The sequence below is a fragment of the Paraburkholderia sp. 40 genome (assembly GCF_050434105.1).
Taxonomy (GTDB): Bacteria; Pseudomonadota; Gammaproteobacteria; order Burkholderiales; family Burkholderiaceae; genus Paraburkholderia; species Paraburkholderia tuberum.
Genome location: NZ_JBNPVY010000004.1, coordinates 3,798,609 through 3,823,199, shown reverse-complemented (window position 1 = coordinate 3,823,199; position 24,591 = coordinate 3,798,609). Strand labels below are relative to the sequence as shown.

The following is a 24,591-nucleotide window of genomic DNA, read 5'->3' as shown; positions in this document are numbered from 1 at the left end:
CGAACGTGGTAGACCTTCAAAACTTTACGCCGATGGATCTGGAAGAGTTGCCGTCCAGCGACAGTAACTGGCTCAGAGCTTATATTGCACAACTCGCCGGCTTCGGTCAGGCGGCGCTTGATAGGAATGTTGACGGTGTTCGGATCGCCCGGTCAGAGACTCGCGCGTGGCTGAGATTTTGGGCGAAGGCCCCAAGTGTCCGTCCTCTGATTTTGCCCGTGTCTTTCGACCACGAAGGGACAACTGAGTGGCTCGCGTGTGCTGACAGTCATCTGCTGGCCAACGAAATGTGCGAGGAGTTGATCGCGCACATTGGCCTCGCGTACACCAATTTCACGCCGTCGGCACGGATCGTCGACCCTTTTGATGCGCTGACGCAGATTGCTCTTGGCCGGTTCAAGTGGGTGTACAGATTTGAAGGCCGCGGCGGCCATGAAAACGAACCGGTCTGGTCGATGCTGGCTGTTTATCGGAACTCAGTGGAAAGGCGGCCGGAGCGGTATCGTCCCATGCCTCAAACGTTTGGTTCACTCAAGCTACGTTTTGAGCGAGCGATCGCAGCGAGAAACGAGCGGGAAGCGTATCGACTATTGGAGGAATTGAAAGGCACCGGTCGCCTCAATGCGCAGAACGAACGGTTTCTCGAAATTCATCTGCTTGCAGGACTGGGGCGCTGGTCATCCATGGTCGCTGGGGAGACCAGAGTGCTTGCGCTTCGCGATCTCAATCTTCCCCGGCAGACTTTGGCCGAGGCGGTCGAAGCGCTATACGTCCACTTCCTAGTGGTGCACGAGAATGACGCCGACCTGGCCGCAGCGACAGCAACGTTTAATGAGAAAATCCGGCCGCGATTCGCGTGGCTGTTTAGGGCGAGAAAGAACATCACGCGCCCGGCGGTACTGAAGGCGTTTGCCCTGAACGAACTTTCGCGGGAAAGGCCCGATCAGGAGTTGCTCACAGCTTTGCGGGCCGAACTGGAGCGTTCTGACGAACCATCATTGCCGCAGTGGTTTCCCGATCTGCGAGCGGGCGTCAAAACGTCCAACAGCCTTTGTGAAGGTAACGCCGCGTTCGAGGATGCTGAATACGAACGTGCAATGGCCTTTTACATGCGTGCGCCGGTCAGTCAGGACGTGCTGCAGCGCATCCTAGAGTGTGCCGTCGAAATAGCGACCCTCGAGGTAGCGCGTGAAGCGCTCGATGTGTTGGGCTGCTATCCCGCTGAGATGCAGGGCGCTTTAGGGCCCCACTATAAGAAGAAGATCGCGAAGCTTTACAAATCATTGGACACTGCGCAGTCTGCCGTTGACGAGGGGACAATTGCAGACTGGAAAGGGTGGGCACGTGCCGTGAAGGCCGGGTTGCCAGGCCCGGAGGCATCTCGTCTGGCGATGCAGAAAGCGGAAGAGTGGCGGCTTTCCGACTACAGTTCGGATCCTGAGACTGTCTCGGCCTTCACGGCGGAGGTCGAAGACTATGTTGACGTGGACTTGCGTACCTACGTCAGGTCGATATCGGCCATCCTGGACTTCTTTGATGAGGCGACTGGTGTGCCGGAGGTTCAGCGTCTTTACAAGACGCTGCTTACGCTCATTTTGCTGGAAGGCAATGACGGACAGGAAGAACTCGATTCTGTACAGCGAATAACGGGAAAGCTGCTCGAGTCGGGTATCCCAGCTTCCGACTACCGGGATTTGATCAATGATCTGCAGGAGTTACTTGCACGAGTTGGATCCCCACGCTATGTGGATTGGGTGCTCGACATTGTGGAGTTGTTTGCCCAGTTCCCACGCCCTGACAAGGAAGCGCCACTACGGTTGTTCTTCGCTCTGCAACAGATCGCTACCCAATACCGTCATCGTCTAAGAGTCGATCAGTGGCGAGGACTGGAACTCTTGGCACAGGATTTCGACCAGTTTCCCGCAATCAGTGAATTACTGGCTCGGCAAGATGAGGAAAGCGGGCGTGATGAGAGCAATCTCGTACATCTGGCGAACAAGTCGGTGGCCATTTACACGCTGACCGAATCAGCCGGGCAGCGTGCCGTACAGATCCTGAAGTCGCTTGTTCCACTATGTCGTGTTGAGTTGAACTCCGATCATGTCGCCACTACTCGCCTGAAACATTTGGCAGCAAACAGCGATGTTTTCGTATTCGCGTGGCGTAGTAGTAAACATCAGGCTTATTTTGCGATCAAGGATGCGCGTGGCGCCAAGCCAAACCTGCTGTTACCCGAAGGGAAGGGTTCTGCGAGCATCCTGAAGGTCTTGAGCGAAGTGGCGGTCTAGCCGATCCGAAGGCTCCCCATTTTTTGTTTTTGCCTTTTTTCGCGGGGCGGGCGTGCTTCTACCCTTCTACCCTGTGCGTCGAGGTCGCATGCATCGCCGCCAGTTGTGCGTTCGACGCGTACTCGTGTGACTTCTGAAAAAGAGTGTCTGATCTTTCGAAAAATGAAAGTGCACAGGAGAGATGGATGGCGCCGGACTCGCCGTTTTTCCCTCGGAACTTGCAGTTTTATATGTTGCCCCGATTGACGGGCGAACAATAATCTTCTGCTTTTGTCTGCGATCTGTTCCCCCTTGAAGAAAATTACAGTCGAAGCGAGAACGCTTGATCCTCGCGCGTCCACCCGTGATAGGTGCTGACTATTGCGCGGCAGTCGCCATGCCAATTTTCTCTATGGGCAAGGCCCGTGTGCCCTGTCGCAAGACCGGTCTCGGGTCCAATACGCCGTCGTCTCTCGAAAAACTGATCATCGAGTCGCATGGCGCCTCTCTAACTGGCAGGCCCGGGCCCCACAAACACGTCGAGGCACCGTTGCGCCCGAGCTACAGGCCGGCTTGAATCGGAGTTAATTTGGACCATCACTGGAACTTTGTCACGACAAGTGCGAAACTATCGACTTATTTGACGTGCAGTTTTCTGAGGACAAATTGCAATCATGCCCGCAGTTATGACTTGCAAAGTGATCGTCGTTACCAACTGCACGAACAGGAAGCGTGTCGGTGAAGACGCCGTCACTCTCGCCTCTGCCGACATGGGTGGTTCGTTGTCATCGGTGGCCGCGCGATGGGGTAAGGCGATCAGGAAAGTGCGCCCGTCAAGGCAGGCGCAGGACATCTACGTGGGCCGCGGGTTTTCTGAGGCGCGGCAGGTCACCGCGACGCTGGGTGGTACCCTGCATATCATCTCCGCGGGACTTGGTGTCGTTGGTGGCGCGGACCCCATTCCGTCATATGACCTGACTGTCGCGGACGGCGCCAACTCACTGAAACCACTGCTCGCCAAACTGGGCAAGGGACCGAATGACTGGTGGAAGGCGCTAACAACAGAGTTTGGTCAGCAACGCTCCGTACGCGCGTTGCTCGAAAACAACGCGGATACCCTCGCGCTCTTCGCACTTCCGGGAAGTTACATCGCGCTGATTGCGGATGACCTAGCGTCCCTGACGCCGCAGCAACTTAACAGGGTCCGGATCATCACGTCCGATCACGGACGAGCGCTTGTGCCCGAGCATGCCCGCCATGTCGCACTGCCTTACGACGAACGGCTGGAAGGGTCGTCTTATGCAGGCACGCGTACCGATTTTCCACAGCGTGCGCTGCGCCATTTCATTGATGTGCTGAGTGGACATCGGCTCTCTATTGATGACGCAAGGGCCTCTGTTTCGGAAGCCCATGCTCGCACTAAAGAAGCCGGTTATTCCGGTCAGGGAACGCAAAACTGACAGCGAGATTCTGGCTCTTTTGCGTAAAAACTGGGATCGGTTTGATGGCACATCAGCGCGATTGCTCAGGTTTCTGCGTGACGAGGCACTAGTTGCCTGCGAACAGTCGCGGTTCCGCAATCTGTGGTGCCATCTCCAACAAGATCTGGCGAAAAAGGGCTAGTCGCACCATGGCGAGCAAAGAGATCGTGGTACGCGCGCTGCGCACTACACAGGGCGCAGAACTGGATGTCTATGCTTTTTTCATTCAGGGCTCAGACATCATCAAGGTCGCGGACATCTCGCGCGTGGAACGAGATGAGTCGGACGAACTCAAGGGCTTTCAGCGTCCGGAAATTCGCTCACATGTGAAAGGTATTGTCGACTACTTGAATCAAGGGAATGTTTTATTTCCGAACGCGATCATCCTAGCCATGTCACCCGCAGTTCATTTCGCTGCAGCTCGTGGCACGAAGCCAACCGGCGACCAAGGAATTGCGCAAGCGGGTACCCTGACGATTCCAGTTTACGACGAGGGTCAACGGGTTGCCTGGATTGTCGACGGGCAGCAGCGATCACTTGCCTTAGCGCAGACAGGAAGCAAGAGCATTCCCGTGCCCGTCGTCGGATTTGTTTCCGACAGTCTGGAAATCCAGCGCGAGCAATTCATTCTCGTCAATAAGGCCAAGCCGCTTCCAACCCGGTTAATCAATGAACTGCTGCCGGAGACCCGCAGTATTTTGCTGCCGCGCGAATTAAGTGTGCGCAAGGTCCCGTCGGAGATCTGCAATTTGCTCAATCGCGATCCCGAATCTCCCTTTCACAAGCTGATTAAGCGGATTTCGGAGAAAGGCAGCAGTACCAGCGTGATCACCGATACGGCCGTCATCTCGATGATCCGGAACAGCATGAACAACCCACTGGGTGCACTCGCCCCCTACAAGTCAAGTGGTCGGGATGGGGTAGATGTTGAGGGCATGTACCACGTCCTCATAACTTACTGGTCCGCAGTGCGTGACGTATTTCCGGAGGCGTGGGGCGCGGATCCGCGACACAGTCGCTTGATGCACTCAGCAGGCATCGAAGCAATGGGCGTGCTCATGGACCGGATCTACGCGCGTCTGTCAGGACTTGGTGAGGACTACAAGACGGTACGCAAGGAGCTTGAAAAAATGGCGCATGCCTGTCGCTGGACCAAGGGCACCTGGGAATCGCTGGGCCTAGCCTGGAACGAGATCCAGAACACCCATCGCGATATCAGAAAGCTGCAGGACGCACTGGTCCGAGCTTATACCAGCACCATGAAACAATGAAATTTCTCTATTCCGATACCCAGGACTATGTTGATCCGGGGTACGACTTCATAAACGATGTAAATGCTCCCGGTCGGCGTCGCTACTGGGATGATATGTATGCGCACGAACTCATGACGCCATCGCCGTATGACGGACTGCTCGTATCCATGAGTGCTGTCCGACAGGCTGCCGGTGTTGCCAATTCCAAGGTGCGATATACGACGGCCGAAGAACAGCGAATGCTGCGAGACGGTGTCCGTAAGTTTTTGCGATATGGTGGCCCAAAGTTTAAGGATGCGATGGTCCTCGGTGACTGTGGCGCATTTGCTTATGCGAACAGCAAAACTCCAGCCTATCCGCCACTGGAGGTCGTCGAGTTCTACACGGATGCGGGTTTCACCCACGGTGTATCGCCTGACCACATCATCTTCGACTGCCTGACGGACAACCCGCCGGCCAGCGCAATGGCGTCCGGAGTTAGGGAACGCTTTGACATCACGCTAGCAAATGCCGAGGAATTTCTGCGCCTGACGGATGCAGAAGGTTTTCCGTTTGAGCCGCTAGGAGCCGTCCAAGGCTGGTCGCCTGCGAGCATGGCTGATGCAGCCGTCCGTCTCGAAAAGATGGGTTATCGCTATCTCGCAATCGGCGGTCTCGTTCCGTTGAAGGTTGATGTCATCAAACAGGTTCTTGAAGCGTTGCGTAATGCCATCAAGCCGGAAACGAACATACATCTGCTCGGGTTTGCCAAAGCCGACACCATCCATCAGTTCACGAATTTCGGCATTACCAGCTTCGATTCCACGTCTCCGCTCATCCGGGCATTCAAGGATGCCAAGGCGAATTACTACATGGAGTCGCCCAAAGGGGGGCTGGACTATTACGCGGCCATCCGCATCCCGCAGGCGATCGAGAATCCACGCTTGATGCAGGGTATTAAACGCGGAATTTTTAGGGCTGAGGACCTGCAGAAACGGGAGCAGAAGGCACTGGGCGCGCTACGCAAGTTCGATAGCGGGAGCGGGAAGGCAACCGAAGCCCTCGACGCCGTCATGGAATACCAGCGGTTTTTTACTCTCGGTGATGACCTCCCGATTGAACAGCACGAAAAGGAACTTAAGAAGATGCGCACGCTAGTAGAGCGCACGCTCGACGAAGCACCGTGGAAGCGCTGCCGCTGCTCAATCTGCCGCAAGGCAGGCGTCGAAGTCATCATCTTCCGGTCAAGCAACAGGAACAAGCGCCGTGGATTTCATAATCTTGGCGTCTATCACAAACACGTACAACGTACCTTGGAGAATCAGCGGTGAGCGTCTACCGATTCAAGGCAATTCGTGCATCACAGGCCGCTGAGCACGATGTCTTCACGTTTGCGGCTACCCCAGAACAGATCTGGAATTTCGCTGAAATCGAGCGGGTCGGCCGAGAAGAAAACGGCCAGTTGCGCGGTTTCCAACGCCACCAGATTGCCTCACATATTAAAGAGATTCGAGACTATCTGCGCCGCGACGACGCGCTTCTACCGAATGCTCTCATTGTTGCCTTCATCGGTGGCGTCAAGGTTAAGGACAAGGGTGACGGTGTCGCGGACATCGAGATCAAGGTTGCTGGGGGTAAGCCCGGTTTCGTTGTTGATGGCCAGCAGCGATTGAGCGCACTGTCAGGAATTTCGAAGCCCGGTTTCCAGGTGTTCGTCTCCGCGCTCATCTGCAAGGACTACAACGAATTGCGCCAGCAGTTCGTGTTGATCAATAACACCCGTCCTCTTCCCAAGACGCTTATTTACGAACTGCTTCCAAACGTTGAGGGCTTGCCGGAACGCTTTACAGCACGCAAATTTGCTGCACGTATTGTCGATCGCCTGAACTTCACTCGCGGTTCTGCCCTATACGGCGAAATCCGTCAACATACGAACCCGAAAGGGGTATTGAGCGATACGGCCATGCAGAAACTCGTGATGAACTCGGCCTCCGACGGCGCCATTCGTGAGTTCATCAAGGATGGTGACTTTGAGGATCGAGCGTATGAATTTGTTAATGCTTTCTTCCAAGCCGTAGTCGCTGTCTTTGGAAGTGAATGGATTGGTATGAGCCCGAAAACCTCCCGCTTGCGCCACGGTGCTGGCATCGTGGCTATGGGATTTGTTATGGAATTTCTCTATTCCAGCGAGGGCGCAACGACGCGGGCAGAATTTGAGGGCGGTCTCAAGCTGCTGAAGGAATACACCGCATGGACGAGCGGTCAGTGGCGCCTCGCGCCGTATGACGAGCGGCCGTGGAATGGAATTCAAAATACGCCGAGCGACATCGACCTGTTGACCAACTATCTCGTTCGCTCGATGAAGCGTGCGCTGCGGAAGCCGCGTCAAGTTGCGAATTCGTAATCGAGGTACATCGGTGAAAACTCACGCATTGGTTCTTTTCTCGGGCGGACAGGATTCGACAACTTGTCTCGCATGGGCACTCGATCGCTACCAGCACGTCGAAACTATCGGGTTCGACTATGGGCAGCGGCACGCCGTCGAGCTCGAATGCCGGAAGACGGTGCTGGCAAACTTGAGAGAACAGTTTCCTGCATGGGCGCGCAAACTCGGCGATGATCACATGCTTGATCTTTCTGTCCTTGGGCAGATCAGTGACACTGCGCTCACTGCCGGCAAATCTATTGAGATGCAGAAAAATGGATTGCCGAACACGTTCGTGCCGGGGAGGAATCTGCTGTTCTTCACGCTGGCAGCGGCCATAGCCTATCGAAGGGGTCTACAGGTGCTGGTCGGAGGCATGTGTGAGACCGACTATTCAGGCTACCCCGACTGCAGGGACAGCACGCTTAAGGCGCTCCAGGTAGCCATTGCGCTTGGCATGGATCAACCACTAGTCATCGAGACGCCATTGATGTGGATCGACAAGGCTCAAACGTGGCAAATGGCGTCCGAACTTGGCGGAAGAGCACTGGTTGATCTGATCAGGAGCGAAACGCACACGTGCTATGTGGGCGACCACTCGACATCGCACGATTGGGGCTACGGGTGCGGTGCATGTCCTGCATGCGAGTTGCGGCAGAAGGGCTACTTCGTCTTCGCTTCGAAGGCGGCCTAGCATGACCGTAGCCTACGCTGAGAAGCGAAAAACCGGTCTTCTGCGGGATATCTGATGAGCTACGAACTTAGTCAGAAATTTTATTTTGAGGCTGCACACACACTACATCGGGAGATCGATGCGGAGGGTAGTCGACGAATTCATGGACACACATACCACGCGCAAATATTTGTACGTGGTGTGCCCGACCCCACGTCAAAAATGATCGTCGACCTTGGGTTCCTTCGCTCGGAAATCGAACGCATCCGCGAACTTCTCGATCATCGGTTTCTCGACGACATCCCCGGCCTCGGGGCGGCAACACTAGAAAGCCTCTGTGCTTTCATTTTTCGAGAGATTGCTGCGTCTTTGCCAAATGTAAGTAGGGTTCGAGTCGAGCGACCTGCAAGTGGTGATGCGTGCGATTTCACGTCGACGTGATGGAGTGTTTCGGGTGAAGCCGTTGACACGCGCGACCGACCGTCAGCCATAGTAAGGACAGCAGGGCCGTCACTGTAGTGCTTGCAACGTATTAAGCCAAGAAGAACGGCGACCTGCCTGGTCACGCGCGAAAGGTACAGAACCTAATCGTGGGAACCGGCGCGGTTCAGACTTTCAATCTCAGATCCGGCACCGTCCACGATCGCCGTATTCTCAAATACGCAGCGGACGGCCTTTGATAGAAAATTGACGGGCGCACTCTTACTGTTCCGCTCAATCCAGGCTCGATCTTCGAAAACGGCTGAGACCGATATCTCCGCGCCGGCAGCCAACGCCTCTTTCAGAGTGGCGTTGATCCGCATACTGGTTTGTTGCGTGGAGCCGGGATTCCTGTAGTTCCCAAATCGCCGCTTCACGTCGACCGCCTCACCAACATAGTTTCGCTCGATCCCCTCAGCGGTTCGAATCCGGAAACGGTAAATCGCAGGAACGGCATGCACTTGAGGAAACGACAGACGCCCGCTCTCATCCATCGTCAGTTTTCCGAGCGGCTGCCATTCCATTGTGACCTTGCATTCCATTCTGGTCGGCAGGTCCCATTCATAACTATCCAATACAGCGGCGACCGGAAATTCTTTGAGCGGCCGCTTGACGGTGACGGTTTCGCCCCTTGAGAACGTGACCGTCTCTTTGATGACGTCGACATCCTCGGTTCGCCAGCCGGCAGCTCGCCAAGGCTGGCCATTGTGCGTATCGTTGCCCCACCATTCGCGAAACTTCCGCGCACTGGGCGGCAGCTTGAAGCCAAGGATTGACTCAACATCCTTAAAACGGGCCTTCCAGGTGTCCTGTTCGAGGCCTTCGAGATGCCCTGTAAGGGGGGAGTATTTGCCCACGCTGTTTCTCAGGACACCTTTTCCCGCAACCACGACGTCAGCCCGGCATCAAACACCATTCTCGCCATCGTGGCGGGGCCAATGCAGACGATCCCGGAATTGTCTTCGGTCGCAGTTTCAGCAAGGCTGCCGGAATGCCATACAAAAAACATCCTGTCGAAGGTGCCGTACTCCTCGAATTTCTTTCGGTAGGCGGCAAGGCTGTGGCGGTCGGCGGAAGACTTGATCTGGACGAAGGCCCGTTCCTTCGTCGTCGGCAACATCAGCTCAATATCGACGGTTTTCTGTGTTTTCCCGAGTTGGCCGACCCGGCGCCAGCCGCTATTCGAAAACACTAGGTCGACCAGGAGCTCGAAATCCTGCGGGGTCAAAAGGTTCATCAACGGAACGATCTTCGCGATCATTTCGTTTTCCGCATGCAGCGCCGCCTCGACTTGAGGCAGCAGCTCACCGTTGATTTTCCGTTTTAGATAGTCGAAGGCAATGACATTGCAGATCGTTCCGCGAAACGCCTCAACTTTCAAAAGAGCGCCCGACAACCTCTCCTTGGTCAGCTTTCCGCCCCGGATGTCATGGGAATGCCAACCGTCGACCGTGGTCCTGTAGGTGCCGTCACCGTCCGGGTGTTCCATCACCTCGGGCTTCAGGAAACACCACCACATCAGGCCTGCATAAAACGTGATCCAGAGAACGTCGTCTCCCGCTTCGAAGTAATTCCGGATTTGAGCAACATCCCGGGTCGCAGCGCCGGCATCGGTGCGCAGTCCCCGCCAGACTTCACGCACGACATCCCATTTCCCCGATGTCGCAGCATCGAATGGGGTCTCACTGTATCCGAAGCGAAGAATGCCCTTTTCGATGCTCTCTTTTTCCCAGCTTCCGCCAACCCCCAGCTTGACGAACGAGGCCCTGGTTGGATGGATTACTGCGCATTCATGCTTCGTTGTTTTGTTCATGCTTCAGGCCGCTTTCGTCTCGTTTTTCCGCGTTTCCCAGGTTGAGACAAGAAAAGTTGCCATTGCTCCTGAAAGGTTGGCTGCGAGCTCGGCGTGTCGAGCCGCCGGCCGAGCCCGCCTCGGTCCGATACTATGTGCGTCACCGAGCTTGTTACGGATTGAACTGAGACCGGACACGATCGACTGGCAACTGCCGAGGATCTGCTTAAACACTTCTTCGGTGTAGTCATCGGGGGCGAGTTTGAGGATTTTTGCAAGCTGCTTATACAGGACAGGAAGATCCGCTTTTTCGTCGTAAGCATCTCCGGCTTCGACGATGATCCACTTACACACGTCTTCCAGCAGAGTTCGGGCAAGCGTGATCGTGCGGCCGGGATCGGTGCTCCGGCTCTCCATGATGGCATGCCACCGCCCATGGATTTCATTGGGCTCGAAGGCTTCGAGGACGTATGACGTGTTTTGATCGCCCGGAGCGCCCTTCGGCGAGGGCCGAACTTCATAGTAGGGACAGCCAGAGCGAACCCGGACCTGTGTCAGCTTGTAGCCGTCGTGAGCCAGGTGTTCGTCGATTTTTTTGACCAACTCGGCTTGATTGTCGGCAGTTTGCACGAGCGGATCCGTCACAAGCGCGAGGAATCTGAAAAACTGCGCCTGCGAACAGGTGAGCGCACCGGCAAATTCAAGCAACTCTTTATTGGCCCAGTCGTCATTCGCCATCGTGTGCTGCCGGATTTCATCCTCGAACGACCGCGAAGCCCAGCCTCGATCGTAGACGGTTGGCATTTTGTCAATGGGCCAGAGACGACGGAGAAAATCGATCTCCTCGATCTCCGTGCAAATCCGCCTGTTGTGGAACAAAGAAATGATTCTGCGCCGCGTAATCTCGGTGATCGTTTCGATGTCGGTTTCCTCAACTTTCGCGACGGCTTCAGAAAGGTCGAAGTTCATGGTCGATTCAAGGAGCTTCCGTGCCGCGTCGAAGACGTCCGTCCAGGACAGTCCAACCAGCCTTCTAAATGCGTATTTATATTTGCTCGAATACGCCTCTTCTTCCGTCCCATCAGCGAGCCCGATCCGGCTGCAGACGCCCGGGACATCATAGCCTTGAAATCCGAGATTGCGCCTGCCAGGGATGCGCAAAGCTGGTCTATCAGTTCGCGGGGCTGCTTCCGGCTGGAATCGGCGGTTCTCCTGTCGCTTTCAGTCATCATGGTTGTCGGCTTTGTCGGCGATGACCGTGATCGTATGGAGAAACCCCCCGTCTTTCAACATTTTCATGTTAAGCCGCCTGGTCAGACCCAAACCGGCCCTATCGGCAAGCATTATTTCCGTAAGGTTGCCATTCGATCGAACAGTGCCGCGGGTCGGCGCCACGAACCGTTTCCAATCAGCGTTCCAGATCGCCTTCAAATCGAGGCCAGCGGTAGATCGGTACTGTGAGCCCAGCGTCGGTCCTGTCGTCGCGCCAACGGTAATACTCGACGCGGGCATCGCCGTGGGCTCGCGGCCCATCTGGAAAATGGGAGGCGAGCGCTTTTTTAACCAGTGTTTCGGTGTTGACCATCGTGACCTGATCGTTGACTGGGTCAAGTATGTAAGCGACAGCATGCTGCTGGATGCGACCTGCGTTGTGGCTCGGGCGTCGGTCGGTAAGCGTGCATACACCGGGGCGATTCGCGATGAAGGCCTGGAGAAGGTTCTATCTGCTCTGGTCGAAAGTACGCCGTTGCGCACGAAGCTCACCGCCGTGGAGCTGACAAGCGCTTTCTGACGGGCGCCGTGCTGCCCAGCCCAGCCTATTTGAATGACTTGCGGGACGGAATGCGCCCTCCCGTCAGTCATTCCATCGCACCACAGCACGGAGATTTTGGTCTGATTGCTCAACCAAAAAGCAAAGTTTCGAAAGTTACTTCAGATTCCTTCGATTCAACCTTGTTCACCAACAGCCTCACGCGCAAATCCGGGTGGTGTCAGACCGATCCGTACCAGGCTACCGCTATTTCATCTGCTCGAAAAAGCGTTTGCGATATGTTTGGTCACGAGCTAGTCTGAAGTATCGTCCGAGAGAGCAGATGCGGAGATTCACCGGGCACGAACCGGAAGTGGTCGGGAGTTCGATGGCGTGTCCTAATGATCTCGCGCAAAGCCCTTCGCTGGGGGCATATTTGAAAATTGCTGGCGAGCCTCACGCCCGTGTGGCGGCCATCGGCGAGATTGTTCGATCCTCCTCCTCCCACCAAATTCTTCAAAACAAAAACCGGCCTCCCGCCGATTTTTGTTTTTTTGCATCGACAAACGCGCATCGTCATTGCCCCTCGATGAACGAGTCGACCGCGTGCCGTGCCTTCGGGAGCAGCAGGCGCGACGCGCAGGCGAAAAAGCTCCGGTTAGAACTTATCCCACCCCTCTGCGATGAAGTCGGTCGCGCAAGTGACGGGCGTGCATGACCTCGTTCATCGTCCTCCCCGCTTCGCCAGCGAGCGCCGAGCCGTCGCGGATCCGCTCGACCGACGTCGCGATCGGGTCCTTGATCTCCTTGACCGCGCTCGACGAGCGTTGCGCGAGGCTGCGCACCTCGCTCGCGACCACCGCGAAGTTGCGTCCCCGCTCGCGGGCGCGCGCCGTTTCGACGGCCGCGTTCAGCGCGAGAATGTTGGTCTGAAACGCAACGCCTCGACGATCGCCGTGATGTCCGCGATCTTCGTCGAGCTGTCGATGATGTGCCGCGTCGTGTTGACGACCTATGGCCGGCCACCGCGCTGCCCTTCTGCGCAACGGACAACGCAATAACCGAAAAATTAGAAGCTTGCACGGTTTTGCGCGTATTTAACATGCGTGATGAATGCATCGCCTTTCGTTTGAATTTCGGTCTCTTTTCCTCAATAGCTCGTCTCCACGTATGCCAACTCCGGACCCCAACAACCGCGATCTCCGCGCCGCATTGAGCGACCTCGATGGCGCCCGCAACTGGATGGCATCCATCTGCGGCCCCCACGGGCTCCAGGTCAGTCACCCGGAGCGCTTGCGGTTTCACCAGTCCGGCACCGTACTTCGTTCGATGGCGACGACGATAGGCTACGTCGAATACGGCACCGACGTGACGGTCGAGGTGAGCGAGAGCAGTCCGCTGAACTGCTACAGCGTGAGCCTGCCGATGGTCGGTCAACAGGAGCTCGCAGTACACGGCAAGAGGTGGTTGTCAGATCAGGATTGCGGTCTGATCGTCAGTCCGCAGGAATCGCAGGATCTCGCGATCACCGGCAATTGCCGCAAGCTGCACGTCGCGATTCCGCGCTCCGCGCTTCAGCAGGTGCTGCAGACGATGCTGCAACGCCCCGTCGAAGCGCCGCTCGTGTTCCAGCCCGACATGGATGCGGCCGCCGGCGATCAGGCATCGTGGTGGCGCATGGTCAAGTTCCTGGCCGGCGAGTTGGAGCGCTCGGGACCGTCGCTGGGGCAGCTTTTCATGTCCAGCGAATTCGAACTGACGTTGCTGAAGGGGCTGCTGCTGTCGCAGCCGCATAACTATTCGGAACAGCTGGCCAACGCGACCGCACCGACGCCACCGCATTATCTGACCCGCGCGCGTCAGTTCATTCACGACAACGCGCGCGAGCCGATCACGCTCGAAGACATCGAACGCGCGTCGGGTGTGTCGCGCTTCAAGCTGTTCGACGGCTTCCGTCAATATTTTGGCTGTGCGCCGATCGCGTATCTGAAACGCTACCGGCTCGAATCGGCGCGGCGCGATATTCTCGACGACCGCTCGGTGCGCAATATTTCGTCGGTGGCGCTGGGCTGGGGGATGTCACATCTCGGCCGTTTCTCGACCGAGTACAAGGCGTTGTTCGGCGAATCGCCATCCGAGACGCTGAAGCGCGCGGCGCGGCGTTAGAACGTCCTATCGCGCTTTGCTTTCGCCGAACTTCTCGTAAAACAGCCGGTAATCCTGAATTCCCTGTTCGGTGAGCCAGGTCTTGATCGCTTCGACCATCGGCGGCGGTCCGCACACGTACATGTCGAAGCCATTCGATTCGAGAAACGAGCGGTCGAAATGCTCGGGAATCAGCCCGGTCTTGCCCGACCATCCCGGCGCCGGATTCATCACCACCGTCTCGACCGCGAATCCTTCGATGCTCGCCTTGTAGCCGTTGATGCGCCCGGTCTCGCACAGATCGGCTGCATTCGTGACGCCGTAGTACAGATGCACCGGATGCGCGACATTGCGTTTCGCCGAGATGTCGTCGAGCATGCTGAGGAAGGCGGAGAGTCCTGTGCCGCCCGCCACCATCACGAGCGGACGCTCGACCTGGCGCAGATAGAACGCGCCGAGCGGCGCCTCGAACTCGACCGTATCACCGGCCTTGCAACGTTCGCGCAGATAGTTGCTCATCATGCCGTCGGGCAGCAGACGGATCAGGAATTGCAACTCGTTGCGCGCGTTCGGATGATTCGCGAACGAGTACGAACGCCATTCTTCGGTGCCGGGCACCTTCACGCGCGCATACTGGCCCGGCAGAAAATCGAGCTGACGCTCATGCGCGCTCGCATCGACTCGCAGAATCGCGGTCGTCGCCGACACCAGCTCGACGCCGACCACGCTCGCGGACACGGTGGTCGTGCCGGCGCCTTCGCACAGCGTCGAGTCGAAGTCGAAATAGAACGACGCATCCGACTTCACGCGCGTCTGGCACGAGAGGATCTTGCGCTGCGCGAGGTCCTCTTCGCTGAGCGTTTCCTCGTCGACGTAATCGAGCGTGTAGTCGCCCGATTCACAGCGCCCCTGGCAGGTGCCGCACACGCCTTCGCGGCAGTCGAGCGGAATGTTCACGCCGTTCTTCAGCGCCGCGTCGAGCAGCAGCTCGTTCGGGCTCACATCGAAGAACGCGGTTTTGCCATCGGCAAAGCTCAACGCGACCTTATGTTTCATCGTCGTGCTCCCGGCTCACAGATGGTAGAAATCCAGCACCGCGTTGATGTGGTCGTTCAGCAGCAGCACGTGCTTGCGCTTGATCTTCCAGCTATCGCCCGACGCTTGCAGGTCGTACACCGCGCGGCCGTAGAAGTAGTCGGTCGAGCCGTGACGCGTGTACAGCGTCGACCAGTTCACGTTCGCTTCGACGCTCGAATCTTCCCGCTCGCTCAGGCGCACGTTGCTGATCTGATGCATCGTGCGCGGCAGCGGTGTCGACGCGGCCGACTTGCCGGTGCGCAGCCGGAACACGCGGTCTTCGAGACCGGCGCGATCCGAGTAGTAAATCAGCGACATGCCCTGCTTCGGATCGGTCGTGTACACGTGCTCCGAATCCCACTGCGGCACATGGAACACGCTCTGCGGATCGAACAGGTCGACATATTCGTCCCATTGCTGTTTGTCGCACAGATCGGCCTTCAGATACAGAAACTGCTCGACGGAGTGTTGGAGTTGGCTCATGCCTGCTCTCCCTGCGATTCGATGGATTTGTCGAGACCCTTGAGGATCGTGTCGCGCCAGGTGCCGTGCTGGTTCACGTAAAGCCCTTCGTGGGTCAGCTCGGTGCCGGTCAGATTCGGCTCGATGCCGAGCAGCGTGGTGTTCGCGGTCGCGCCGCTGGCCCACTTGTGATGCCCGCGCGAGATGTCGCTCCAGCGTTCGAGGCGCGCCTGGAAGCCGCGCTGCTGCTCGCGGAACTCGACGAGATCGTCGGGCGTGCCCATGCCGGACACGTTGAAGAAGTCTTCGAACTGACGGATGCGGTTCTCGCGATCCTTCGCCGACTCGCCCTTCACGCCGATGCACTGGCTGATGACCTCGGTCTTGTTCCACGCGACCGGCCGCACGATGCGCAGCTGCGAACTGATCTGGTCCATGAAGAACAGGCTCGGGTAGACATTCAGATTGCGCAGCCGGTGCATCATCCATTCGGCCTTGTCCTGGCCATAGGCTTCGACGAGCCGCGGCATCACGCTCTCGTAGCCGGGACGCACTTGCGGATTCGGCATGTCGCTGAACAGCACGCTGTGGCCATTCCTGAACGCGAACCAGCCGTCGTCGGTTTCGCTGTCGCCGGCGCCGAGCTTGCTGTAGTCGAGCGTGCCGCCGGGGTAATCCCCTTTCTTCGCATTCGACTCGATGCGGTGCTGCACTGTCGCCACGTAGTTGTAGTGCACGGTGCTCACGTGATAGCCGTCGAGACCGTTCTCGTTCTGCAGCTTCCAGTTGCCGTCGAACGTGTAGGTCGACTTGCCTGGCAGCACTTCGAGCTCGCCGGTCGGCGACTGCGCGACCATCATGTCGAAGAAGATGCGCGCGTCGCCGAGATAGTCTTCGAGCGTGTCGATGCCGTCGACGTCGAGGCTCACGAACACGAAGCCCTTGTAGCTCGCGATGCGCGCTTTCTTCAGGCCGCGCACCGATTTGTCGAAGTCGTCGCAGTATTCGCCCGGCGCCTTCACCTTCACGAGCCGGCCGTCGTTCTTGTAGCACCATGCATGGAACGGGCACGTGAAGGTCGACTGGTTGCCCTTGGTCATACGCGTGAGCGTCGCGCCGCGGTGCTGGCACGCGTTGATCATCGCGTTCAGGTTGCCGGCGCCGTCGCGCGAGATGATCAGCGGCTGACGGCCCGCGCGCATCGTCAGGAAATCGTTCTTGTTGGGGATCTCGCTTTCGTGGCACGCATAGATCCAGGCCTTCTCGAAGATGTGCTCCATCTCGAGCGAGAACAACTCGGGCTCCGTGAACATTTCGCGGGCAATCCGGTACACGCCTTCCGCGGGGCGAAAGTCCAGACAGCCGCTGACGAATTCGCGCCATTCCGAGGCGCTGCGCTTCTCGCTCATGATGTGTTTCTCTCCTTGTGTCCAATCGTTTGAACGTGACAGGCTCGATTGAATACCCAAGTGGCGAGGCCAACTATCCAGCCAATTCGCATTTGCTATCCGAATAATTGGACGGCGCCTGGATAATCTGGCGATCGGGCGCAACCCCCGCCGGACGGAACTTCTGGCGTGCCGTTCTGGCGCATGCGGGCAAAAACTTGGCTACGCAAACGTTTGCCTGCACGCCATGTCTGCTACGCTTACGTTTTCGTAGGTCGCGGTTTTGACGGTGATTGCCGAGACGCGGCCGCTTCTTCACGCGCGACGTTCAGCGCATGTCAGAACCAAAAACGCATGGTGACGCGCCGACCGAACAACGTGATTGCGATCAGTGTCTTGCTGGCTGGCGCGATCCTCGCGATCGCCGTGTCGCTGCTCGCACAGATGCGCGAAGATGCGTTGCGGCGCGCGCAGGACTCCATCGCCAACATATCCCTGCTGGTCCAGCGCGACGTGTCGCGCAATCTCGAGATCTACGACCTGTCGCTGCGCGCGGCGATCGACGGACTGAAGCAGCCGGGCGTGCTCGATCTGCCGCCGGAGATCCGCCAGATGGTGCTGTTCGACGGCTCGATCAGCGCAAAGGACATGGGCTCGGTATTCGTGCTCGACGAGAACGGCAACGTGCGCTTCGATTCACGCGCGTGGCCGCCGCGCGCAAGTAACCATGCGGACCGCGATTACTTCAAGGCGCAGCGCGCTTCACCCGACGTCGGCCTGTACATCAGCCATCCGTTCAGCCCGAGCGGCACCGACGATGACCTGCGCATCGCGCTGAGCCGGCGCATCTCGAGGCCGGACGGCAGCTTCGGCGGCGTGGTGGTCGGCACGCTGCGCCTCACGTATTTCCATCGGCTGTTCGACGGCATGAAGCTCGGGCCCAGCGGCTCGATGGCATTGATGCTCAGCGACGGCACGATGTTGATGCGCCGTCCGTACGATTCGAAAACGATCGGCATCAACCTGACCGGCACGGCCAACTTCTCGCGCTTCATCAAGCGGCCGAGCGGCGACTTCTTCGGCACGGCGGCGATCGATCGCGTCGAGCGCTGGTATGCGTTCCGCCATATCGACGGCTTTCCGCTGATCCTCGACGTCGCGCTCTCGACGCGCGACATCTACGTCGAGTGGCAGCGGCGCGCATGGATCATCGGCACGCTGATCGGCGCGCTCGACGTGACGATCATCGCGCTCGCGATCCTGTTCTCACGCCAGTTGCGTCTGCGCCGCGCGGCCGAGGAAGAGTTGCGCGAACTGGCGCGCACGGACGGGCTGACCGGCCTGAACAACCGCCGCGCCTTCGAGGAGCACGTGAACGACGAATGGCGACGCGCGCAGCGCACCGGCCGGCCGCTGTCGCTGCTACTGATCGATGTCGACAACTTCAAGGGCTTCAACGACCTTTACGGCCATTCGGCCGGCGACGAAGCGCTGATCGGCGTCGCGCGCTGTATCGCGCAGAACGCGCGACGTCCGGGCGATACGGCCGCGCGCTTCGGCGGCGAGGAGTTCGCGGTGCTGCTGCCGGACACCGACGCGACGGGCGCGCAGCGGATCGCCGAGCAGATCCGCGCGGCGGTGCAGGCGCTGCAATGCCGCCATGTGGCCAGCACGCATCACGTGCTGACGGTGAGCGCAGGCGCTGCGACGACGCAGGGCGCGGCGCTCGCGACGAGCCGCGCGCTCGTCGACGCCGCCGACGAAGCGCTGTATCGCGCGAAGGATGCCGGCCGCAATCGGGTGATGCTGTACGGCGCGCCGACGGACCACTCCTCGCGGGACGGCGCCGCGGTGACGCCGGACACCGACCCGCGCCGCGCGAATTGACGCGCTTCCAGGGCTCGTTTCCCGAGCCACTTGTCGGCCCGCTTGCCAGCCCTTATTGCTCTCCGTAAACTCGCGCGTAACTTTTGCCGGACCCACGCCGCAGCGCGTGATCGGCACACACCACGCCGACCCTGAGGAGAATCCCCGCGATGGCCGCATCCTATTTCCCCCGCTGGCGCCGCCAGCCTGCCGGCGCCGAAGGCGGCATCGTCGGCATCGACGAACGGCTCGGGTGGCCGCAGATGTTCGCGATGGGCGTCCAGCACGTCGTCGCGATGTTCGGCTCGACCGTGCTTGCGCCGCTGCTGATGGGCTTCGATCCGAACCTGGCCATCTTCATGTCGGGGATCGGCACGCTGCTGTTCTTCGTGCTCGTCGGCGGGCGCGTGCCGAGCTATCTCGGTTCGAGCTTTGCGTTCATCGGCCTCGTGATCGCGGTGACCGGCTACGGCGGACACGGCGCGAACCCGAATATTGCGGTGGCGTTGGGCGGCATCATCGCGTGCGGCGTCGCGTACGGGGTGATCGGCCTGATCGTGGCGGCGGTCGGCACGGGCTGGATCGAAACGCTGATGCCGCCGGTCGTGACCGGCGCGATCGTCTGCGTGATCGGTCTCTGAACCTCGCGCCGATCGCCGTGCATGGCGTGAGCGGCAGCAATTTCGAATCGTGGATGGCGCTCGTCACGGTGCTGTGCGTCGGCGCGGTCGCGGTGTTCACGCGCGGCATGCTCCAGCGTCTGCTGATCCTGGTCGGCTTGCTGCTCGCCTACGTCATTTACGCGATCGTCACGAACGGCCTCGGCATGGGCAAGCCGATCGATTTCTCGATCGTCGCGAACGCCGCGTGGTTCGGCATGCCGCACTTCATGTCACCGGTGTTCGACCCGCACGCGATGACGCTGCTCGCGCCGATCGCGGTGATCCTCGTCGCCGAAAACCTCGGCCACATCAAGGCCGTCAGCGCGATGACGGGCCAGAACCTCGACCGCTATATCGGCCGCGCGTTTCTCGGCGATGCGCTCGCGACGATCGTGTCCGGCTTCGCGGGCGGTACCGGCGTGACCACGTACGCGGAGAACATCGGCGTGATGGCGGTCACAAAGATCTATTCGACGCTGGTGTTCGTGATCGCCGCGTTGATCGCCCTCGTGCTCGGCTTCTCGCCGAAGTTCGGCGCGGTGATCCAGACGATTCCGGGACCGGTGCTGGGCGGTGTGTCGATCGTCGTATTCGGGCTGATCGCGGTGACGGGCGCGCGCATCTGGGTCGTCAACAAGGTCGACTTCTCCGATAACCGCAATCTGATCGTCGCGGCCGTCACGCTCGTGCTCGGCGCCGGCGACTTCTCGCTGAAGCTCGGCAGCTTCGGGCTCGGCGGCATCGGCACCGCGACGTTCGGCGCGATCATCCTGTACGCGCTGCTGAGAAGAAAGCCGACGCAAGGGCCGGTGGCCTGAGCGTCTTTTATCGGCACTGGCATTTAAAGCGCCGGTGTCGATGCCGATGCGGCAGCCAACGCCTACCTTTTGCGCGCGGTCAGCGCCGTCTCCGACAGATCCACCTCGCGCATCAGCTTGTTCAGCGTCTCGTCGTTGATGCGCTGGGTGTCGCGCAGGTCGAGCAGCGTCTTGCGCTCGGCGCGCATCGCCGCGAGCTTCATGCGGAATTCGAGGGCATCGGCACGGCGCGCGAGTTCGCGTGGCGCCCGTTCGTCGTCGAGCGTCGCGAGGCGGCGGCGGTACAGGTCCATCACCCGCGCGGTTACATCGGTTGCATACGCCTGAGCCGATTCCTCGAGGTCCGCGCATTCCGTGTCGTGCAGATGATCGACCGCGCGAATCGCCGACTGCGCGGCGAGCGTACGCGCGAGTGCTTCCTCGGCGGCATGCGGGTCCTTGCCGCGCCGCCAGCCGCGCAGCAGCAGCGGCAACGCGGCCACCGCCACCAGCAGCGACAGCAGGATCACCCCCGACGCGATGAAGATCGCGAGATCGCGTCCCGGCAGCGGCGTGCCGTTCGGCAGCACCTCCGGCAGCGACAGCACGCCCGCGAGCGTCATCGCGCCGCGCACGCCGGCCACCGTCGTCACCGACGCCATGCGCAACCCGGGCACTGCGTTCGCGACGCCGTGCTTCGTCGCGCCGCGACTCGCGAACCAGCGCAGCAGCCACACCCACGCGAAGCGCATCGCGTACAGCGCGAGCGCCACCGCAACGATATAGCCGATCAGCAGCGCGACCTGCGCGTCGTTGGTTTCGTGCGCGTCGAACAGCGCGCGGCCGAGGATGTGCGGAAACTGCAGGCCGAGCATGATGAACACCATGCCGTTGAATACGAACTCGATCATCGTCCACGTGTTCGAGGCCCGCACGCGCGAGGCGACCTGCCATTTTTCCGTGATGCTCGCGAAGTTCATCGTCATGCCGGCGGAGACCGCGGCGAGAATGCCTGACAGCTCGAAGCGCTCGGCGGTCAGATAGGCGGCGAACGGGATCAGCAGGGTCATCACGACGCCCGGCGCGGGATCGCCTTCTTCGGTGACATTCAGGAAGCGCGCGGACACGAAGCTGAACACCGCGCTCACCGCCGCGCCGACCGCGAGGCCGCCCACCGCGATGATCACGAAGCTCACCGACGCTTCACGCAGCGAGAACGCGCCTGTCAGCGCGGCGGCGATCGCGAACTTCAGCGCGACGAGGCCTGACGCGTCGTTCATCAGCGCCTCGCCTTCGAGGATATGCATCAGCTGCACCGGAATCTTGCCCTTACCGGCGATGCCGGACAGCGCGACCGCGTCGGTCGGCGACAACACGGCGGCGAGCGCGAATGCGACCGGCAGCGAGATCTGCGGCACCAGCACGTGCACGAAGTGACCGACCACCAGCACCGTCATGAACACGAGGCCTAGCGCGAGCATCAGGATCGCGCGGCGCGCCATGAAGAACTCGCGCTTCGGGATGCGCCAGCCGTCCGCGAACAGCAGCGGCGGAATGAACAGCAGCATGAAGATTTCCGGATCGAACGCGACGTGCAATTCGAGGCGCGGCCACGCGAGCATCGCGCCGATCGCGATCTGCACGAGCGGCAGCGGCAGCTTGAACGGCAGCGCGCGGGTCAGCATGCCGGACGCGGCGACGGCGAGTAGCAGGATCAGGACGGTAAAGACAATTTCCATCGTGTGTTTCGGGGGATGAAGGGGTTGTCCCGGGAGAGGGCGCGATGCGCAGGGTCGAGTGTAGCCCGCCGGCGCGCGCAGTTGCCGCGAGCTTCGCCGCGACGCGGCCTGCGAATCGGTGCACCGCAATGGTGCGTTCGACGCCCATGGGCGGCGCACGAGCGCTGTCGCCGGTGCAATCTTTCGAGCGAGTTATAGCGCAGTGTGCGCCAGCGTGCGCATGGACCTTGCTTAACCGGTAACGATGACGCACATTTTGAGAGCTCGTTGCCGGTCGCGTTCGGACCGGCCGGCTCTCGCGTGAGAGGATTGCATGACGATTGCGCAACAGGACAGGGCGGCGAGCATGCCGCACGGCTTCGAGGTCGAGGTGAGCTCGGGCCTTCAACGCTATTCGGTGCAGCACGGCGAACTGACGCTTACCAGCGTGTTCCAGCCGATTTTCAGTCTGTCGCACCTGCGCGCGGTCGGCTATGAGGGCTTGCTGCGCGCGCACGACGCGCTCGATCGCGCGGTGTCGCCGCTCGATGTGTTCGGCGAGGCCGCGCGCCTCGGCGACGCGCTGCAGATCGACCGGCTGGCGCAGACGCTGCATCTGGAGAACTTCAAGGTGCTCGGCGCCGAGCGCGAATGGTTGTTTCTGAACGTGCACCCGGGCGTGCTGACCGACCCGTATCTCGCGGCCGCTTTGCTCGCCAATCTGCGGCGGCTCGATCTGTCGCCGCGGCGCGTCGTGCTCGAAGTGCTCGAGCAGAGCGCCGCAGATCTCGATCGACTCGCCGACGCGGTGCGCGAGTTTCGCGAGCGCGGCTTCCTGATCGCGCTCGATGATTTCGGCGCCGGCCATTCGAACATCGAGCGGATCTGGCAACTGAATCCCGACATCGTGAAGCTCGACCGCGTCATGCTGTCGCATGCCGCGCATCGCGCCGACATGGCGACGATCCTGCCGGGGCTCGTGGCGATGCTGCATGAAGCGGGCAAGCTCGTGCTGATCGAGGGCATCGAAACCGAGCACGAAGCGCAGATGGCGCTCGCCTGCAATGCCGACTTCGTGCAGGGCTTTTTCTTTGGCCGGCCGAATCCGGGTGTTGCCGATCCGATCCACGCGGCGGTTTGCATCGGCGAAGTCACCGAGCGTTATCGTGAGCAGGCCGAGGCACGCGAGCGGCGCAGCGCGATTCGGCTCGCGCCGTATCTGCGCGCGTTCGAGCGCGCCGCGGAGCGTCTCGCCGCCGGTGAGCCGCTCGACGAGGTGTGCTGGAATTTCCTCGCGCTCGATCACGTGGCGCGCTGTTTTCTGCTCGACGCGAAGGGGCGCCAGGCCGGCCGCAACGTCGTGCTGCGCGCCGATCGCGCGGCGCACGAAACGCGCTTTCTGCCGCTCGCCGACGCGCAGGGCGCGAACTGGCTGCGTCGTCCGTACTTCAGCGTCGCGATCAATGCGCCGGAGCGGGTGCACGTGACGCGGCCGTATCTGTCGATCAACGAGGCGTTGCCGTGCGTGACGCTGTCGGTGGCAACGCGCGTCGGCAGCGAGACCTGCGTGCTGTGCGGCGATATCGACTGGGTCGAAGACGAACGCGACGCGCGCATCTGACATGATGTCGTTTTCAACGACACCAGGTTGCGCTCATGTCCGTGCTGCTCGAAGTGATTGCCACGACCGTCGCCGATGCGCGCGCTGCCGCGCAGGCCGGTGCCGACCGTCTCGAACTCGTGACCGCGATGGGCGAGGGCGGATTGACGCCGAGTGTGGGGTTGATCGAGGCGGTGGTTTCAGCGGTCGGCGTCCGGGCAGCCGGCGTACCCGTGAACGTGATCGTGCGGCCGCATAGCCGCGCGTTCGTCTACGACGCCGACGACTACACGGTGATGCTGCGCGACATCCGGGCCGTCAAGGCGGCCGGCGCGAACGGCATCGTGATCGGTATGCTCGATGCCAAGCGGGCGATCGACCGCGAAGGTCTCGCGCGCGCGTGCGAAGCTGCCGATGGACTCGCGATCACGTTCCATCGCGCGTTCGACGAGGCGCGCGATCTGCGCGAAGCGCTCGACGTATTGCTCAGTTTCGAGGCGGTGACGAATGTGCTGACGTCGGGCGGACAGCCGTCGGTGCTGCGGGCGCAAGCGACGATCGGCGAACTGCTGCGGCAGGCTGCCGGCTCGCATTGCACGGTGCTCGCCGGTGCCGGCTTGACGGTCGATGCGATCGCGGAGTTCGTGAGCAAAACGCACGTCGAGGCCGTGCATTTCGGCTCCGGCGTGCGCGTGAACGGCAACGGACTCGCGCCAGTCGATCCGGCGAAGGTGATGCAGGTGAGGGCGCTGCTCGACGCGACGCAACGGTGAGCA

The 24,591-nt window shown here is 60.1% G+C and carries 19 protein-coding genes and 2 pseudogenes; 13 read left to right on the top strand and 8 right to left on the bottom strand.

Annotated elements, in window-relative coordinates; translation table 11 throughout:
• Window positions 1-5 precede the first annotated feature (5 nt).
• The 7 genes from dpdD to OKW28_RS39650 all read left to right on the top strand — a co-directional run bounded on the left by dpdD (window position 6) and on the right by OKW28_RS39650 (window position 8,519).
• Window positions 6-2,288 carry a protein DpdD gene (gene dpdD / locus OKW28_RS39680; protein WP_429453526.1) on the top strand — a complete coding sequence of 761 codons (2,283 nt, stop codon included), beginning with the start codon at window positions 6-8 and terminating at the stop codon, window positions 2,286-2,288.
• 653 nt (window positions 2,289-2,941) lie between these two features.
• On the top strand, window positions 2,942-3,727 hold the full coding sequence (locus OKW28_RS39675) for a hypothetical protein (RefSeq protein WP_429453524.1): 786 nt from the start codon (window positions 2,942-2,944) through the stop codon (window positions 3,725-3,727).
• Window positions 3,728-3,897: 170 nt separating this feature from the next.
• Window positions 3,898-5,019 carry a DGQHR domain-containing protein DpdB gene (dbpB, locus tag OKW28_RS39670; RefSeq protein WP_429453522.1) on the top strand — a complete coding sequence of 374 codons (1,122 nt, stop codon included), beginning with the start codon at window positions 3,898-3,900 and terminating at the stop codon, window positions 5,017-5,019.
• Window positions 5,016-6,311 (top strand): tRNA-guanine transglycosylase DpdA, encoded by a 1,296-nt coding sequence (gene dpdA, locus OKW28_RS39665; RefSeq protein ID WP_429453520.1) that lies wholly within the window; start codon window positions 5,016-5,018, stop codon window positions 6,309-6,311. Before dbpB (OKW28_RS39670) ends, dpdA begins: the two co-directional genes overlap by 4 nt.
• Window positions 6,308-7,384 carry a DGQHR domain-containing protein DpdB gene (gene dbpB / locus OKW28_RS39660; protein ID WP_429453518.1) on the top strand — a complete coding sequence of 359 codons (1,077 nt, stop codon included), beginning with the start codon at window positions 6,308-6,310 and terminating at the stop codon, window positions 7,382-7,384. The genes dpdA and dbpB (OKW28_RS39660) overlap by 4 nt, the downstream gene beginning before the upstream one ends.
• A complete protein-coding gene (gene queC, locus OKW28_RS39655; RefSeq protein WP_429454608.1) occupies window positions 7,377-8,099 on the top strand; it encodes a 7-cyano-7-deazaguanine synthase QueC in 723 nt (240 codons plus the stop codon). Before dbpB (OKW28_RS39660) ends, queC begins: the two co-directional genes overlap by 8 nt.
• 54 nt (window positions 8,100-8,153) lie before the next feature.
• Entirely contained in the window at window positions 8,154-8,519 is a 366-nt protein-coding gene (locus OKW28_RS39650) for a 6-carboxytetrahydropterin synthase (protein WP_429453516.1), read from the top strand.
• A 143-nt stretch (window positions 8,520-8,662) separates the two neighbouring features.
• Here OKW28_RS39650 and OKW28_RS39645 read toward each other — a convergent pair whose 3' ends face one another.
• The 3 genes from OKW28_RS39645 to OKW28_RS39635 are packed head-to-tail and all read right to left on the bottom strand — an operon-like array spanning window position 8,663 to window position 11,319.
• Window positions 8,663-9,415 (bottom strand): DUF7662 domain-containing protein, encoded by a 753-nt coding sequence (locus OKW28_RS39645; protein WP_429453514.1) that lies wholly within the window; start codon window positions 9,413-9,415, stop codon window positions 8,663-8,665.
• Window positions 9,416-9,423: 8 nt separating this feature from the next.
• Window positions 9,424-10,371, bottom strand: coding sequence for a hypothetical protein (locus OKW28_RS39640; RefSeq protein ID WP_429453512.1), 948 nt, complete (start codon window positions 10,369-10,371; stop codon window positions 9,424-9,426).
• Between the two features lie 3 nt (window positions 10,372-10,374).
• A complete protein-coding gene (locus OKW28_RS39635) occupies window positions 10,375-11,319 on the bottom strand; it encodes an abortive infection family protein (RefSeq protein WP_429453510.1) in 945 nt (314 codons plus the stop codon).
• A 283-nt stretch (window positions 11,320-11,602) separates the two neighbouring features.
• Between OKW28_RS39635 and OKW28_RS39630 the strand changes: the two genes are divergently transcribed.
• Complete coding sequence (locus OKW28_RS39630) at window positions 11,603-12,142, top strand: hypothetical protein (RefSeq protein ID WP_429453508.1); 540 nt, start codon at window positions 11,603-11,605, stop codon at window positions 12,140-12,142.
• Window positions 12,143-12,807: 665 nt separating this feature from the next.
• Here OKW28_RS39630 and OKW28_RS39625 read toward each other — a convergent pair.
• Window positions 12,808-13,156: pseudogene (locus OKW28_RS39625) on the bottom strand (methyl-accepting chemotaxis protein); the annotation flags it as partial.
• Window positions 13,157-13,270: 114 nt separating this feature from the next.
• Between OKW28_RS39625 and OKW28_RS39620 the strand changes: the two are divergent.
• Entirely contained in the window at window positions 13,271-14,266 is a 996-nt protein-coding gene (locus OKW28_RS39620; RefSeq protein ID WP_429453506.1) for an AraC family transcriptional regulator, read from the top strand.
• A gap of 6 nt (window positions 14,267-14,272) precedes the next feature.
• Here OKW28_RS39620 and antC read toward each other — a convergent pair whose 3' ends face one another.
• Genes antC through antA form a run of 3 tightly spaced genes read right to left on the bottom strand, consistent with a single transcriptional unit; the run spans window position 14,273 to window position 17,193 of the window.
• Window positions 14,273-15,301 (bottom strand): anthranilate 1,2-dioxygenase electron transfer component AntC, encoded by a 1,029-nt coding sequence (gene antC, locus OKW28_RS39615; protein WP_429453504.1) that lies wholly within the window; start codon window positions 15,299-15,301, stop codon window positions 14,273-14,275.
• A gap of 15 nt (window positions 15,302-15,316) precedes the next feature.
• A complete protein-coding gene (gene antB, locus OKW28_RS39610) occupies window positions 15,317-15,805 on the bottom strand; it encodes an anthranilate 1,2-dioxygenase small subunit (RefSeq protein WP_090802720.1) in 489 nt (162 codons plus the stop codon).
• Window positions 15,802-17,193: an anthranilate 1,2-dioxygenase large subunit gene (gene antA / locus OKW28_RS39605; RefSeq protein ID WP_429453502.1), complete on the bottom strand. Its 1,392-nt coding sequence runs from the start codon at window positions 17,191-17,193 to the stop codon at window positions 15,802-15,804. The genes antB and antA overlap by 4 nt, the downstream gene beginning before the upstream one ends.
• A gap of 333 nt (window positions 17,194-17,526) precedes the next feature.
• On the opposite strand from antA, the gene OKW28_RS39600 reads away from it, so the two are divergent.
• Both OKW28_RS39600 and OKW28_RS39595 read left to right on the top strand, forming a co-directional pair.
• Entirely contained in the window at window positions 17,527-19,059 is a 1,533-nt protein-coding gene (locus OKW28_RS39600; RefSeq protein ID WP_429453500.1) for a sensor domain-containing diguanylate cyclase, read from the top strand.
• Window positions 19,060-19,208: 149 nt separating this feature from the next.
• Window positions 19,209-20,518: pseudogene (locus OKW28_RS39595) on the top strand (solute carrier family 23 protein).
• Window positions 20,519-20,580: 62 nt separating this feature from the next.
• Here the strand turns inward: OKW28_RS39595 and OKW28_RS39590 are convergent.
• A complete protein-coding gene (locus OKW28_RS39590; protein WP_429453498.1) occupies window positions 20,581-22,236 on the bottom strand; it encodes a Na+/H+ antiporter in 1,656 nt (551 codons plus the stop codon).
• Between the two features lie 313 nt (window positions 22,237-22,549).
• On the opposite strand from OKW28_RS39590, the gene OKW28_RS39585 reads away from it, so the two are divergent.
• Together OKW28_RS39585 and OKW28_RS39580 are read left to right on the top strand one after the other, a co-directional pair.
• Entirely contained in the window at window positions 22,550-23,836 is a 1,287-nt protein-coding gene (locus OKW28_RS39585; protein ID WP_429453496.1) for an EAL domain-containing protein, read from the top strand.
• 35 nt (window positions 23,837-23,871) lie between these two features.
• Complete coding sequence (locus tag OKW28_RS39580; RefSeq protein ID WP_429453494.1) at window positions 23,872-24,588, top strand: copper homeostasis protein CutC; 717 nt, start codon at window positions 23,872-23,874, stop codon at window positions 24,586-24,588.
• Window positions 24,589-24,591 lie beyond the last annotated feature (3 nt).